This is a genomic window from SAR324 cluster bacterium, from assembly GCA_029245725.1.
Classification (GTDB): domain Bacteria; phylum SAR324; class SAR324; order SAR324; family NAC60-12; genus JCVI-SCAAA005.
Window position 1 is genome coordinate 1 of record JAQWOT010000182.1, and the last position, 15,173, is coordinate 15,173.

The window sequence follows — 15,173 nt, forward strand, 5'->3', positions numbered from 1 at the left end:
AATTCTCTCCTGATGCAGTTCACATTGCTACCGAAGGATCTTTGGGGATATTCACTAGAATTTGGTTGGCTCATTTGAAGATTTCATTCACCACAAGCTACCACACTCGCTTTCCTGAGTATGTTCAAGAACGACTGCCCATCCCACTGTCCTGGGGGTACAACTTTCTTAGGTGGTTTCATGGGGCTGCGGAAAGAGTGATGGTGCCAATTCCTACAATGGAGCAGCTTCTCAATCAGCACAGGGTTCACCAAAAGACGGTTATATGGAACAGAGGAGTCAATCACGAACTATTCCGACTACGTTCCCAGGAAGATTCCTATGGTCTTCGTCCTTATTGGCTCTGCACAGGCCGAGTAGCTGTCAAAAAAATATTGAGGCTTTCCTCAGGCTTGATTTACCGGGCACTAAAATCATTGTGGGTGATGTTCCAGCTCGAGAATCAATGCAGAGAAAGTATTCTGAGGCTGTTTGGCTCGGTTACAAATTTGGAGAGGAATTGGCCAAACTCTATGCTGATAGCGATGTTTTTGTGTTTCCTTCCAAGACAGACACCTTTGGGAATGTGCTACTGGAGTCAATCGCTTCAGGAACACCAGTAGCTGCTTTCCCAGTTCCTGGTCCTCAAGATGTCCTGAGGCCAGGAGTGGATGGAGTATTATCAGAAAATCTGAAAGAGGCCTGCCTCAGCGCTTTAAAACTGGATAGAGATGTTGTTCATCAAAGCTCGATGGATTGGGACTGGGATGCCTGCTTCCAGACCTTTCTGTCCCATCTGGCTCCTATTGAAAGTGGTAAATTCGGGGTTCAGTTCAACAAATTTGATTCCCTGACCATCTTGCCTACTTCAGACTAGTTGGTTGTAGTCCATTTCAGGAGGGGTTGCTCCATTCGTACCTGTTGTCCAAATTGTAATTCAGGGAAAGGCTCAACATCTTTGTTGAATAGTAAAATAATTGTAGAGCCGTGCTCAAACCAGCCCATTTCCTGACCTTTGAGATAGTTGGATTGGCAGGGAATCTCGTTCGGGCCCTGATAGCGAAGATTCAACAAAACATCTAGCGCATGCAGTCTCATGCTAGCAACCAATACTGCTGCAACGGGAACCATTAGAAAATCAACTGCTGCCGCAGTCTGCAAGTGCATAACGATTCTCTCGTTCTTGCAGAAAAGCCTTTCCATGTGCTTCAAGACAATTGGGTTTACATTCCAAGTGTCGCCACTGATATAAGTCACATGTTTTAGCTGCACATCACAGGGAGCATGAAACCGATAGTACATGCTGGAGGTCAAGTGCAGTGTGAGATAATAGCCACCCTCCAACTTTTCAGCCCAACCCCAGCTAAATAGACTCTCTCCCAGCAAGCTTTGTAGACTGTAGGGAAAGCCCTTAGCTTGGAAGATCTGATTCTCTTCAATTTTCCCTGAGCATCCAACAATCGCATCACACGGTGAGGTTAGGATGTCTGGATTAGGATGAATCGGCCGCAGACCCGGTTTCAACTCCCTAGTAAAACACTCATGCAGGCTCTTGAAAGTCTTGGTATTGGATTCAGAAAGATCTAAGTCGCTGAAGGTTTGCCAGAGCGCAATGGAACTTTTTACAATCCAGGGATGCTCTAGCTTACTCTACCAACCCATAAAACGAGTTAGGGTGATTCTGGGAATTCGATTAGTCAGCAAAAAATTGAGATCTTCCTGCTGAGCAAGCTGTTTAAGAAAATTTGTCAATGGTCCTTCATTTAGTTGTAAAAATTTAGTCAACACATCAACACGGAAACCTTTTGGAAACCACTCTCACTAGTCTTAGCATACTGGCTGCGCTCAGCCCTAAAATTTATCGTAGAATCCAACTGTCCCGAGCAAAGCACAGATCATTAGCGGGTCATTCCCGAATTGCAAAATTCCTCACACGCCTATTGCCTGGTTATGCATTAGGTGAAGAGCTTTTCTTTATTGCAGATGGAGCCCCAGATGATGTGGCTGAGAAAAGGAGAAACGGGTTTAATAACCTTGCTCGAACACTACAAAAACATAAAAAACACTGAGTTTAACCACAGAGGCCAAGGAGTACCTGAGTGATTTGCAGTTCACATCAGTTTATCGAATTCCGTTTGCATTCAGCCCCTACGCTAGAGAGCACCTCAAGGTTGGAAGTGTTGCAAAGTCGTTTGATGGCGTCATTTTGATAGACTTGGATGATTGCCAGTTTTATGACCTGACAGGTTCCTATGGAGTAAACCTTTTTGGTTCCGATTTTTATAAGCGTACTATGCGAATAGGCCTAGAAGAAGGTGTTCCTCTCAGCCCAGCATTAGAGGTTTATCACCCGCATGTAGCCAGTAACGTGTCTCGACTCTGTTAAATCAGTGGTATGGATGAAGTTTCCTTTCACATGTCTGGAACAGAGGCTGTGATGCAAGCTGTCAGGCTCGCCCGTTACCATAAGGGGCGCACACGCCTTGTTCGTTTCTGTGGAGCCTATCATGGGTGGTGGGAGGATTTTCAGCCAGGGCCTGGGAACCCACAACCACCACATAAAACATATACTTTAGCTGATATGGGTGAGCGCTCCCTACAAGTATTGCGATCTCGTAAGAATATTGCCTGTGTTTTAGTAAATCATTTAAAGGCAATGCATCCCAATCGAAATTGCCCCGGGAGATTCAACGCTGCTAGATGGAAGCCGCAAGGCGCAATATGATCGAACGTCCTACACATCATGGCTGAAGCAATTGAGAGAAGTATGCACTGAAAAAGGAATTGCTCTGATTTTTGATGAAGTGTTTCTGGGTTTCAGGTTGGCCCCTGGTGGTGCACAAGAATATTTTGGGGTTCAAGCCGATCTCGTTACTTATGGAAAGACACTTGGTGGCGGTTATCCTGTTAGAGTGGTCTATGGCAAACACCACTGGATGAGACGCTGGAAAGAGAACTATCCAGCAGATATCTGCTTTGCTCGTGGAACATTCAATGCCCATTCTGTGGTGATGTCAGCAATGAAGGCATTTCTGGATGAGATTGAAAAGCCTGAGATCCAAGCTCTTTGTGAGGGGCTGGACGAACGATGGAATCAATGCTGTTGAAAATTCAACCACACCATGAGGGAGTTTGATTTCCCTATTCAGGCTACAAATATGTCCTCTGTTTGGACAATCAGCTATACTCAACAAGGACGCTATACTGGCTACTCCAATTTTATCTGCGTGCCGAAGGACTAGCTCTCAGTTGGGTTGGTACGGGACGGCTGATTTTCAGTCTCAACTATGGAGAAACTGAATTCCAGCTCTACCAAAAATTAGCTTAACAGAATTTGGAAAACTCAATCTGGAGGGAGAACAGATCAGCTATTTTCCGTAGAACAGCAGCGAACTTCGTGGAAAGGTGTTCACAATTTACCATCTGGTGGGGACCCGTTCAGTGGCATCCCTGAATGACGCCTTCATTGATCGACTTTTGGAGGAACAGTTTGACTTACTCCCGGGTAATCCCCATCAGACAATCAATATCATCAATTTGGATGATGCCATGTTCAGCACCTCCGGTATCGTCCAGCGCACTGTGGAAGACCGCAAGCGGAAGTACATCGTGCCTGGCTTCACACTGGACAAGGAGGGGGTGATTTGCAATGCATGGGGATTAGCTCCAGAGAGTTCTGCAGTGATCATCCTCAATAGATCTGGGAAAGTGGTTTTTTTAAGGATGGGCAGCTAAGCCAAGCAGAAATTGATCGTGCTGTTCAATTGATCAAGCAAAACCTATAGTTGACTTTTCTCTAACATAAATCCCATTCGGGGCTAACACTCATCAGGCAAAATTTTGTAAATAATTTTTGCCATTGATGAGGAATAAAGATGGTTCGTAAGCTAACGCAAACCAACATTGAAGACCCTTTGATCATCCTAGGTGAGATCCTTCCCAAGCCACTCAATAGACTGGCCCCCGAGCTAGAAATTTTGACTGGAATAAGCTGCTTGAATCGTGAATATGAGCAACTTTCAGTCGACCTGAAATCAGCTAATTTCTGGGAAATCTCCCTCAGCACACTGAAGGTTGAGCCTCGAATTTCAGAAGAAGATCTGCAACACATCCCTGCCAAGGATCCCCTTGTTATTGTTGCCGATCATCCCTTTGGTGGGCTTGAAGCTGTCGTCCTTGGCACGTTGCTGAAGCAAGTCCACCCAGACTGCTGGATGATGGGCAACTATTTGCTCAACAAGATCCCGGAAATCCAGCTCTGGATTTTCCCAGTCGATCCCTTTGGAAATCCGTCTTCCAGTCCAGCCAACAGCAAAACATTACGTGAAACACTGCACTTTGTGCGTGCAGGGGGAGCGCTGGTCATTTTCCCAGCTGGAGAGGTCTCATATCTCCACTTGAAGTCACTAAGTATCATGGATTCAGCGTGGACACCTCATGTCTCAGCAATTTTGCGAATGACAAGGGCGACTGTCCTGCCGATGTTTTTTCGAGGTCAGAACAGCATCCTCTTCCAGTTGCTTGGTCTGATTCAGACAAGATTGTGGACCGCGTTATTGATCCAAGAACTTTTCAACAAGCAAGGGTCCTCTGTTGAGATTTTCGTTGGGCAAGGTGTTCCTTACAAGCAGTTGCAGGAATTTGAGTCCAACGAAAAACTGATTGAATACCTTCAGTTCAAGACCTACTTCCGTGTGAATCAACGACACAAACAATTGATTCCCTTACCCAAATTGCTACTTCAGTCTCGCTCAATACGAAGACCAATCGCCGAGGCATCAGCACACAACCAGTTGAGCTTGGAAGTTGAAGGCTTGCTACAGGAACAGCTGTTGGTGGAAACGGAGGATTTTCTTGTAGGATACGCGAATCATACTCAGGTCGATGAGTTGATGCATGAGATTGGCAGGTTGTGAGAAATTACCTTCCGTGCCGTGGGAGAAGGTTCGGGGAAGTCTTTGGATTTAGATGCCTATGACGCAAGTTATCTGCACCTGTTTCTCTGGAGTAAGACAGAGGGTAGACTGGCTGGTGGGTATCGGCTCGGTTTGGTCGATAGAATTGGTAGGACTGCCGGAGTGAATGGACTCTACACTCATGCACTGTTTGAACTGAGTTCAAAATTTGTCGCAGAACTGAATCCTGTAATCGAAATGGGACGCTCCTTCATTCACCCTAACTTTGAACGACAGGCAGCACACCTGTCGTTGCTTTGGCGAGGGATTGGAAAATTCTCGTCCAGCACCCCCACCAGAATCTCTTTGGGCCCGTTAGCATCAGCCAGAGCTACTCAAGGACATCAAAGAACCTGTTACTTCGTTTTCTCAAAGCAAACCATTTTGATCACCGCCTGTCTCAGGAAGTTCGCCCAAGAACTCCATACCGACATCCACAGTCCATCCCCACAAGAAACAGTTTACGGAATACCCCCAATGATCTCGAAGAAATCAGCAATCTAATTTCTGAGATTGAGCGGGATAGCAAGGTCCTGTGTTGGTACGTCACTATCTGCGCTTAGGGGCTCGATTCCTCTGCTTTAGTGTGGATCGAAACTTTTCAAATGCATTGGATGGACTGATTGTTGTTCACGTGCCTTCTATTCCGCTAGCCTTGGCTAAGCGTTTCATGGGGAAAGATAGCGCACTCGCTTATCAGGAGTATCACCAAAGTCCAGAAGTCAAACAATCACAAGTGGTCTGATACTTTTCATCGAATGGGATTGGATTCGTAGAAATTTCGGGTGAGTCCCCCCTCATAAGTACTGCTTGAAGTCCACTCGGAACCAATCGATACGGCTCACTACAGTCTAAGATGCTACCGATCCAGTTCCCTCCTCCTCTTCTTTTTCATTTCTTCCTTTCTAGAATTGTCAACAATTCGATGTGTGGTGTGGCTGGGAAAAAATTGAATGCCTGTTGCCACTTTAGCTCATAGCAGTCCTGAAGGTCTTTGAGATCCCTCGCACAGGTGCTGATGTTGCAGGAAAGATAAACCAACCTTCGAGGTTTCACCTTTAGCAATTGTTGACGAACCTGATTGGCAATTCCAGCCCGCGGGGGATTCAGCAGAACAGTTTGCTGCGCACCAATTTGCTTCAAGGCTTGTTGTACTTTTGAGGGAGTGACCTGAAAGTAAGGAATTTCTTTGGTGTTCCTCTGAGCGAAATGGATTGTGTCAGGGTTTTCTTCAACAATCACACAGCTTTGTGTCTGTTCGGCATGGGGCAAACTGAGGGTTCCCACTCCACCATATAGATCTAGGACCTCTTCTCCCTTGATCCATTCACCGACTACGGGCATAAGTAATTCCAGGCAGAATGGATTGATTTGAAAGAAACCCAGCCCACCAAAATAGATTCTGGTATTCGCAACAGATTCGAACAATTCACTTTGAGAGAGTGCCTCTTTTGGGAAACTCTCAGAATAAGCAATGAGTTGGAAATCCAGTTTCGGCCAGTGGCGCTGGTGAGCGGTTAAACGTTGTTTTGCAGCTGCATTCAGCTGGAGTAAAGCAACAACTTGTCCTGCTCGATTCCCTCGTAAAACCAAGCGGCCCATCTCCTTTGGTCGGAGTTGAGCGTCGTCAAGCAGGAGGATCACTTCCTGAGATGCCCGTTGCAGGGTGGGTAGCCCGAGTTGGCAAGTTTCTACAGAAATTGGATTTTGACTCGCGGGCTCATGAAGTGCCAAGCACAGTCGGCCCTTCACTTGGGTAAAATGGAACTCTAACCGATTGCGGTAACCCAACCGAGGCCCCATCTCACTCACCTGTAAATCGTTTTGACAGAGCACAGTTTGACGTTGGAGGGTATCGTGGACAATCTGACGTTTCCAGTGGGCTTCTGCCTCAGGAGTGAGGATTTGCCAGGGGCTGCAGCAGTGAAAATGGGTTTCTTGTGGTGCGATCCGCTCTGGGGCTTCCTCAAAAATTCGAACGAGCTGGGCTTCTGAAAAATCTCCACGCTGTTTCTGTAATTCAATCTCTATGACCTCTCCAGGTAAAGCCCCTGGGATGAAAACAACCTGTCCCTTTAAGTGCCCCAGCCCTGCTCCACCGAAGACAAGTTTTTCAACTTGGCATTGGAAAAGAGCCACTAGAGATGTCCGTCCGCCAGAAACAAATCATCCCGGTGAATTACCGCTCGTGTATGTCCGTTGGCTTCACTTTGCTGGAGCAGGACCCGCAAAGCCTGAGCGGATTGAGCTGCGAGTCCAACCCCAATGAGTTCGTGTTGGAGATTTAAGATATTGACTGGATCCTTGGCACTAAAATTCCCTTGGACCTCACAAACACCTGAGAGCAAGAGACTCTTTTTATGAACTCGTAAAGCTTGTTCAGCACCTGCATCCACATGCAGTTCACCTTGACTCAGTGCTCCTGCTGCGAGCCACTGGCGGTAGCCTCGGAGCTTTGATCCATGAGCTATGAAATGAGTGCCCACCTGCGCACCATCCAAGATTTTGAGAACAGTATTGGGCTCTTTCCCTGCAGTGATGTAGGCATTAATTCCAAAGGAGATCGATTTTCCTGCCGCGTGCACTTTGCTCTCCATCCCTCCACGACCCACGTTGGTTCCTGGGCGCTGGCAATGCTGAAGCAACTCCTGATTCACTTGTTTGACTTCGGCAAGCACCACGTCTTCGAAAGAACCATCTGCTTGTTTCTCACGAACCAGCAACCCTGGCGCACTAGTCAGGAAAAATAGATGACTGGCACCTGCCAATGCAGCAAAAGAAACAGCGAGTTGGTCGTTGTCACCAAAGAAAGGCAACTCTTCTGTGGAGACTACATCGTTTTCATTGATGATCGGTAAGATTCCAAAGTGTAGCAGTTGTTGGACGGTATTGCGGATATTCAGATACGATTGTCGTTTGGCAAAGTCAGCCCGAGTGACAAGCACCTGAGCTACGAGGATTTGGTGTTCTTGAAAAAATTCTGAGTAGATTTGCATCAGGCGAACTTGACCAACGGCCGCCAACATTTGTTGAATACCCAATTCTTTACGCCCCTTACTTGGTGTCGCTGCTTGCGGAGGGTTTGGGAGGACTGTGCAGCGTTCCCGGCCAGCTCCAATTGCGCCTGAACTGACGAGTAAGACTTCATGGCCTCTCTGGCGTAATTCAGCAATTGTTTTCGCGAGTTCTTGGATCAGGTTATAATCCAATTTTCCATTGGGTTGCTGAAGAACATAAGTCCCCACTTTGAGGACAATGGTTTGTTGGGAGGACGTCGACATCAAAGAAAAAATTATTGAGAGATGAGAAGAAGGTACGGGTTAGAAACGATTTATAAAATTCAACAAAAACAGTTGTATGTAATGAAAAGAAGAAGTGCTTGGGGGTGAGGCAAGCAGATTGCAGATTACCATCTTAACAATGACGAATACAGCTGGATAATTAGGCATCTCCGGGTGCGATCACGGTTGACAAGGAAATCTGTTATGAGCAAGCATGCGCAGTACCATCGGGAGGATCTCCTTCCGGAAGATCGAAACCAGGAAAATGAGAAGAAGAAAGATGAAAACTTTCTGAATTTGTGGAGTTACCTCAGCCGGCGTTACCCAGACATTGATATTGAGAGCAAGCCCTTCATGGAATTGATTCAATTGAAGACGGCTTTGGAAGGTCCCCGAGAATTGCGCCACTGGAACAGTGATATTGCCACCGTTCGCAAGCGCTGATTATTCCTGCTCCACTGAGCTTCATGCATGGCTGTTTCAGGCTTCAGCGAAGAGTTTTTTGCAGACCGGTTTCGTCGTCCTGGGAACCTTAATGTCCTTGAGCAGCAACTCCGCGACTACGATCTTCAGAAAACGGAGCAAACTTTTGACAAGGAGTTTGTTCTCAAAAATCTGCACTTCTCGGCAAAACTTCCGGAGAAGGCAGTTACACTGCTTAAACACCTCATTCCTTCCATCCTCGAATTTTCAGCAAGTCTAAACCTAAGGCTTCGCGATCCGAATCATCAAATCCGCTTTCTACCTGTTCATGAATTTGAGTCTGAGTCTGGTTTGCAGTTGCAAGGGAAGGTGCCTTTGCCAGCTTCCAGACTTGATTTCAATGGAATTTCGAGAGTCTACACGGTCACTATCATTCTGCCGGAAGAGATCAAGACCAGTGAACAGATCATCAATATCACCCGTACCTTATTTTCCAAGCTGATTGGAGAAATTTATCTGAATGAGAGCGTACTGCCAATGGAATTCTACCAGCAGGGTTCTGATAGTGAGCAGTCGGGTGTAAGTGCAGGGATGCTTGAAAAGCTGGATATCCTTCGTACTCAGGAAGTTTCGAGCGTAGGCTGGGATCAGCAGTGTCAAAGTTTTGCTCAGCAGGGCCGATATTCGCTCAAGAAAGATGGAGAGAAGATCCGGGCTCAACTGACGACTCACTGGAGACAGCTTTGGGAAGCCCAGGCCCTACCAAAACAAATCAACCAAGTGATTGAACAATCCTTTGAAGACTTTCTGGAAACCTTTCCCCGCAATCCAACGGATGTTTTGCAGAAGAGTTTGCTGGAGGTCAAGAAGTTGGATCGACAGATTCATTTTCTACTTCCACATGAGCATCGAGCGTATTCACGGTTTGAACGTGAAGATCCAGCACATTATCTCAGGGCAGCTTCCAATAAGCTGGAAGAAATTGATGGGTTGATCGGTTTTATTTCAGAGTTGGCAGCCAATCTGAAAGAGGGTCGGGAGGATTGGGAGCCTGAAGAAGTACTGATTCAGTTGGCGAATCGGATGAGACAGCTTCAGCAAGAACGCAAAGCCCTGGTTTTTCTGTTACCAAATCAGCCGATTTCACACGCATTACAACGAGAACGCCAACAACTTCCGATTCAATTACTTAAACAATTGCCCAGAAGCTTACCTGTCAAAGAATGGTCAGGCTTTGTCAAGGAACTGCAGGGACAGTATGAAAACTCTATCTACTTAAAGCTCTGGGAGGCGCTTCGAGGACTGCATCGTTGGATCAGTTTGAACCAACAGCATTCAGGAAAAAATCCCCTCGAAGATAAGCATGTCAAGCGCCTTCAGCAGCTACTTAGAAATTTTCAATTTCGGTTGCCGTCGATTCAACAAACACGCTCAACGACAGGAGTTTTGATCAATTGTGCTGAAGAGTTTTTGCGCAATGATCAGCGTCAACGCTTTCCACTGGGAGAGTTTCGCAAGGCATGGAGCTATTTTATCTCTTCAATTCTGATTACACGCTATTATGAAGCACATGCAGGTCAACAGCGTTTCAATAAGGAACGCTACATGGATTCGATCAGACATTTTGTAGAACGCCAAGTCCACCGAGGGATCAACTACTACCACTTAGTTTTATTGTTTTTGCGAATCTATGAGGAGCGCGAACAAGACAAGCAAGTGGTCCCCTATCTACTTTACATGATCCACTACCCTCAAGCTTCTCTACGATTTATTTTTCACCGATTGTTGGCTCCGATTCCTTCTGGTCGTCACTATGAAGAAGATGAACTTCCTCGTCGACTGAAGCGAGTTGACGAGTACACTTACACGCTCTTGAAAGTGTATGAGAATCGGTTGCAGACTGCGATTCTTGAGGAAAATGAGGGGCGTCCCTTCACCGAGGCTCTACGCAAATCTCGATTAGGAACTGAGTGAGAAAGTAGCTAAGAAAATTCTTTGTATGGGAAAGAGTCAATCTTCCATGAACTGAATTTCTTTACCGCGAATCCCAGGCTGGATTTGGCCATCCACAAAAACAGTCTGACCATGAACAATGGTGCGAACCGGCCATCCTGTTAATTCCATGCCTGCGTAGGGAGACCAGTTAACCTTCGTGAACAGTTTCCCGTTTTCCACGGTTCGCTTCAACTGTGTATCGACCAAGGTCAAGTCAGCATCGTATCCCACCTGAATCCTTCCTTTGTTTTTCATCCTGTAAAGTCGAGCAGGCACTTCACTCATCCACTTTGCGATTTCCACCAAGCTGCAGTCTCCTTGACTATGTCTTGTCAGGAGTAATGGTAGGGAAGTCTCTACTCCGGGCATCCCCGATGGAGCCTTACCATAAGGAGCATCCTTCTCCTCAAGAGTGTGTGGGGCGTGATCAGTGGCAATGCAGTTGATAATATCATCTTTGAGAGCCTGCCAGAGTGCCGTGCCATGACGCTGACTGCGCAAGGGAGGATTCATTTGGGCTAGAGTCCCCAATTTCTCGTAGCAGTCTGGAGCTGTCAGTGTGAAGTGTTGTGGGCAGACTTCCGTAGAGATCTTGTGATCCCTTGGTAAGCGACGCAACAGCAGGGTCTCTTCTTCTGTGGTGAGATGCAGAATATGAAGCCGTCTTTTATATTGGAGAGATAGACGAACCGCTAATTCAGTTGCTTCCAGCGCGGTAGCTTCGTCTCGAATTTTAGAATGTGCCTTTACATCCTTACATCCATGGAGCAGGGCAGCGTTGTCTCGAATTTGACGTTCACTCTCGGCGTGTACAGCAATCAGACGAATTCCATTGGCAAAAATTCGCTCCAGGTCTTCTTCACGATGAACGAGCAGGTCTCCGGTAGAAGAACCCATGAAAACCTTGATTCCACAAACATTTGGAACGGAGTTGATCTCAGCTAGGTTTTCAGGAGTGGCGCCAACAAAGAAGCCATAGTTGACCACACACTGCTCAGCAGCACATTCTTTTTTGGCAGCCATTCGTTCTGCATTGATCACTGCTGGATTATTGTTAGGCATATCCAAGAAACTAGTGATTCCTCCAGCAGCAGCAGCTTTAGATCCAGTATGTAAATCTTCTTTGTGAGTATTTCCTGGCTCCCGAAAATGCACCTGAGGATCGATCAAGCCTGGGAAAAGGATCAAACCAGAAGCATCGAGAGTTTCTTTACCGTCAGGCAATCCACGACCAATAGCGCTAATGGTCCCATCCTCTATCAGGAGATCAGTTTCTTGAAGCTGATCGGGAAAAACGACAGTGGCATTTCTAATACAAAGGCTATTAGTCATAAGCTAGATTTTTCCTGGATAATAGGCAGTTGTTCGTTTTTTCCAAAAATGTAGAGCAGAAGTGCAGCCCGAATATAGACTCCGTTACGTAGCTGAGACCAGTACATTGCTCTTGGATTGGCATCGATTCCACTGGATATTTCCTGCCGCCGAGGTAGTGGGTGAAGAATGATGGCGTGTTCGGGTAGTAAGTTCACATTTTCTTCGGTGAGGCTGAAGCTGGCCAAGTCGATCTTGCCTGACTCTCTGGAGAGGTCGTATTCATCCTGTACGCGGGTCATATAAATGCAATCTACCTCAGGTAACACCTCTTTCAATTGATCTGTGAAGTGTAGACGAACACCCCGCTCTCCCAGATGTAATTCAAGATCTGGAGCAATTTGAAAGCCCTTGGGTGCGATGGCATAGAAATCGAGATCTTCATAATTAGCTAGCAAATACATGACTGAGCGCACAGCTCGACCACGTTGAAGATCTCCTACGAAAGCGTACTTCTTCCCAGAGATTCCACCCATCCGCTGGAAGGAGCGGTGCATCGTGTAGAGGTCCAGTAGTGCCTGGGTAGGATGCTGGTCTTTGCCACTACCACTGTTGAGGATTGGGACACTGAAGCCGGTCCGATCTTGGCGATATGCAATGTATTCACAAAAACCAGGTTTTGGATCACGCATGATTACAAGATCGAAGTAGCTGCTAAAGACCCGGATCGCATCTTCCTGGCTCTCTCCCTTATATTCAGAAGATAGTGCAGGATCTTGCACTTCCCCGGTTGTGATGCCGACAAGTTGGCAAGCAGTCAAAAAGGAGAGGAATGTACGAGTAGAAGGTTGAGTGAAGTAAAGCATCGCCCGCTTGTGGCGTAGCAGACGAGAGAGGAACTCAAGACCTTCGTAGTCATGTGACATGGCCTTGAGTGTGTTGGCGACACCGAAGATTTCTTCCATCAGCGGACGAGGGAACTGTTGCGACATCATCACATGATATAGTCGACCTTCACGCTGATAGTAGGGTAGTCTCTTGGCTACAGGCTGCCGTAGGTATTCATCGATCGTGAGCAAGCTCACAGTGTGGCCATCACTTTGCGGCAGGCTGCTGCTGTCTTTTCTAGGTCTTCTTCCGTGTGGGCCATTGAGATAAAGCCACTTTCAAAGGCAGAAGGTGCCAAGTAAATCCCTTCCTTTAGCATACCCATGAAGAATTTACGGAAGCGATCCTGATCTGATTCAGCAGCGTCCTGATAATTACGAACCAGTTTCTCAGCGAAGAAAAAGCCAAACATCCCACCCATGACATTGGTCTGAAATGGAATTCCATTTTGTCCAGCGCTCTGCCGCATTTCATCGATCAGCCAGTTGGATTTTCGGCTCAATTCTGCATATGTGTCGGGAGCCTGTAAAATTTCCAATGTTTTGTGACCCGCTGCTACTGCCAGTGGGTTCCCAGATAAAGTGCCAGCTTGATAAACTGGACCAGCGGGTGCAACCATCAACATCACATCTTGTCTGCCTCCATAAGCTCCAACTGGTAGACCTCCTCCAATCACTTTTCCAAAAATGGTCATGTCAGGGATAATCCCAAAAATCTCCTGGGCCCCTCCATAATCAACTCGGAAGCCGGTCATCACCTCATCAAACACCAACAAGGATCCATGAACATCGCAGAGATTCCGCAATCCTTTCAGAAAATCTAGGTCTGGCACTACCATTCCCATGTTTCCTGCGACAGGTTCAAGAACTACGGCTGCGATCTCGGAACCATATTCGTCAAAGAGATCGGTGACCGACTCGAGATTATTGAAATCGGCAAGGAGAGTGTGTTCAACGAAAGACGCAGGTACTCCTGGGGAGTCTGGAAGGCCAAGAGTCATCACGCCTGATCCTGCTTTGACCAATAAAGAATCCACACTGCCGTGGTAGCAGCCTTCAAATTTGATGATCTTGTCGCGGCCCGTATATCCTCTGGCAACTCGGATCGCAGCCATGGAAGCTTCTGTACCGGAGTTGGTCAGTCGAACCATTTCGACACTGTTCACTGCAGTACAGATCATTTCTGCTAGATACACTTCTCCTTCGGTAGGTGTTCCAAAAGAAGCTCCTCGATGAAGTGCCTCTTCGATCGCAGCCATTACTTCAGGGTGACAATGTCCAAGAATAAGAGGCCCCCAAGAGCCAATATAATCGATGTAGTTATTGCCATCGACATCAGTAATGTGGCTCCCTTTCCCCTCACGGATGAAAAGAGGTGTACTGCGAACAGATTTGAATGCTCTGACAGGGCTGTTCACTCCACCTGGAATGCGCAGTTGAGCTCTGGCAAAAAGTGAGGATGATTGGTTGATTTGCATTATTGAGTTGGTGGGTAGGTTCTTGGTCAGCGATGTTGACGACGTTCTTCGAGCTCCTGCTCTTCCTTTGCCTTCAGACTGAGAGTAGTGACGGGACGGGCTTCCAGACGTTTTCTTTCAATCGGCTCGCCGGTGATCTCACAAATACCAAAAGTGCCATCTTCAATGCGCTGTAAGGCAGCTTCGATCTTGCTGAGTAGCTTTCGTTCGCGATCTCTGATCCTCAGGGTATTGAAGTGCTCAGCTTCCAGGCTGGCTCGGTCGTTTGGATCAGGGTAGAGAGTAGACTCATTCTGCATTTCCTCAACAGTTGCTGCACTTTCCGCGTAAATCCCATCACGCATTATGAGCAACTTCTTTCGAAAATATTCTAACTCTTCTTCGGAAAGTGCAGATTCTGATGTGGTTTCTGCCATGGACTATTTCCTCCCTGAATAAGAAACCAGAAAAGATTTTATTAGGTAAGAATTACAGAAATTTATATTGGCGGATTTCTGACCAAAAATAAAGTTTTGGGAAATTATGGGTGGCAAAGAGTTCTTTTATTCTTGGCACACATACTGCAGATTGTGTATAAATAGCCTAAAAAATTCTTGAATAAGATTAGTTAGGAATCTGAAATCATTCACTAATAAATAATTAATTTAACAAGGAGATCTCATGATCCTTCAAATCACCCGCGAAGAAATTCAAGCAGCCACTACTCGTTATCTGGAGCGAGGTGGACAAATTCAGCAGATTGATAAAGTAATTGGAGAACCGATTTTCGGTGATGACCTAATTTTGACGGAAGATGTCCTGGAGATGATTGAAGTCCAAGAAAGCGATTTGTGGTAAGCAATGATGCAGATCTCCGAAAGAGGG

At 46.6% G+C, this 15,173-nt stretch carries 13 protein-coding genes and 3 pseudogenes; 9 read left to right on the top strand and 7 right to left on the bottom strand.

Going from position 1 to position 15,173, the window contains the following annotated elements; genetic code table 11:
* Positions 1-265: 265 nt before the first annotated feature.
* Positions 266-856, top strand: coding sequence for a glycosyltransferase (locus tag P8O70_09140; protein MDG2197038.1), 591 nt, complete (start codon positions 266-268; stop codon positions 854-856).
* On the opposite strand, the pseudogene asd reads toward P8O70_09140, so the two are convergent.
* Positions 853-1,731: pseudogene (gene asd / locus P8O70_09145) on the bottom strand (archaetidylserine decarboxylase). The gene P8O70_09140 and the pseudogene asd sit on opposite strands and share 4 nt — an antisense overlap.
* Before the next feature lie 53 nt (positions 1,732-1,784).
* Here asd and P8O70_09150 point away from each other — a divergent pair.
* From P8O70_09150 to P8O70_09170, 5 genes and pseudogenes are all read left to right on the top strand, one after another.
* A pseudogene (locus P8O70_09150) lies at positions 1,785-3,283 on the top strand (aminotransferase class III-fold pyridoxal phosphate-dependent enzyme).
* A 92-nt stretch (positions 3,284-3,375) separates the two neighbouring features.
* Positions 3,376-3,714 (top strand): annotated as a pseudogene (locus tag P8O70_09155) (YtfJ family protein).
* A gap of 140 nt (positions 3,715-3,854) precedes the next feature.
* Positions 3,855-4,895, top strand: coding sequence for a lysophospholipid acyltransferase family protein (locus tag P8O70_09160; protein MDG2197039.1), 1,041 nt, complete (start codon positions 3,855-3,857; stop codon positions 4,893-4,895).
* Positions 4,896-4,913: 18 nt separating this feature from the next.
* Positions 4,914-5,438 (top strand): GNAT family N-acetyltransferase, encoded by a 525-nt coding sequence (locus P8O70_09165; protein MDG2197040.1) that lies wholly within the window; start codon positions 4,914-4,916, stop codon positions 5,436-5,438.
* 31 nt (positions 5,439-5,469) lie between these two features.
* Positions 5,470-5,679: a hypothetical protein gene (locus tag P8O70_09170; GenBank protein ID MDG2197041.1), complete on the top strand. Its 210-nt coding sequence runs from the start codon at positions 5,470-5,472 to the stop codon at positions 5,677-5,679.
* Between the two features lie 146 nt (positions 5,680-5,825).
* Here P8O70_09170 and rlmD read toward each other — a convergent pair whose 3' ends face one another.
* Both rlmD and proB read right to left on the bottom strand, forming a co-directional pair.
* The gene (gene rlmD, locus P8O70_09175; GenBank protein ID MDG2197042.1) at positions 5,826-7,073 is read right to left on the bottom strand and encodes a 23S rRNA (uracil(1939)-C(5))-methyltransferase RlmD; all 1,248 of its coding nucleotides are present in this window, start codon (positions 7,071-7,073) and stop codon (positions 5,826-5,828) included.
* Positions 7,073-8,215 carry a glutamate 5-kinase gene (proB, locus tag P8O70_09180; protein MDG2197043.1) on the bottom strand — a complete coding sequence of 381 codons (1,143 nt, stop codon included), beginning with the start codon at positions 8,213-8,215 and terminating at the stop codon, positions 7,073-7,075. Before proB ends, rlmD begins: the two co-directional genes overlap by 1 nt.
* A 204-nt stretch (positions 8,216-8,419) precedes the next feature.
* On the opposite strand from proB, the gene P8O70_09185 reads away from it, so the two are divergent.
* The gene (locus P8O70_09185; GenBank protein MDG2197044.1) at positions 8,420-8,659 is read left to right on the top strand and encodes a hypothetical protein; all 240 of its coding nucleotides are present in this window, start codon (positions 8,420-8,422) and stop codon (positions 8,657-8,659) included.
* Positions 8,660-8,686: 27 nt separating this feature from the next.
* Positions 8,687-10,612, top strand: coding sequence for a hypothetical protein (locus P8O70_09190; GenBank protein MDG2197045.1), 1,926 nt, complete (start codon positions 8,687-8,689; stop codon positions 10,610-10,612).
* Between the two features lie 36 nt (positions 10,613-10,648).
* Here P8O70_09190 and P8O70_09195 read toward each other — a convergent pair whose 3' ends face one another.
* From P8O70_09195 to dksA, 4 genes are read right to left on the bottom strand one after another with little or no spacing between them, the layout of a single operon-like run.
* Positions 10,649-11,965: a dihydroorotase gene (locus tag P8O70_09195; GenBank protein MDG2197046.1), complete on the bottom strand. Its 1,317-nt coding sequence runs from the start codon at positions 11,963-11,965 to the stop codon at positions 10,649-10,651.
* Entirely contained in the window at positions 11,962-13,029 is a 1,068-nt protein-coding gene (locus P8O70_09200; protein MDG2197047.1) for an aspartate carbamoyltransferase, read from the bottom strand. The genes P8O70_09195 and P8O70_09200 overlap by 4 nt, the downstream gene beginning before the upstream one ends.
* Positions 13,026-14,309 carry a glutamate-1-semialdehyde 2,1-aminomutase gene (gene hemL, locus P8O70_09205; protein MDG2197048.1) on the bottom strand — a complete coding sequence of 428 codons (1,284 nt, stop codon included), beginning with the start codon at positions 14,307-14,309 and terminating at the stop codon, positions 13,026-13,028. The genes P8O70_09200 and hemL overlap by 4 nt, the downstream gene beginning before the upstream one ends.
* A gap of 26 nt (positions 14,310-14,335) precedes the next feature.
* Positions 14,336-14,725 (bottom strand): RNA polymerase-binding protein DksA, encoded by a 390-nt coding sequence (dksA, locus tag P8O70_09210; protein ID MDG2197049.1) that lies wholly within the window; start codon positions 14,723-14,725, stop codon positions 14,336-14,338.
* A 244-nt stretch (positions 14,726-14,969) separates the two neighbouring features.
* On the opposite strand from dksA, the gene P8O70_09215 reads away from it, so the two are divergent.
* On the top strand, positions 14,970-15,146 hold the full coding sequence (locus P8O70_09215) for a hypothetical protein (GenBank protein ID MDG2197050.1): 177 nt from the start codon (positions 14,970-14,972) through the stop codon (positions 15,144-15,146).
* Positions 15,147-15,173: the final 27 nt, after the last annotated feature.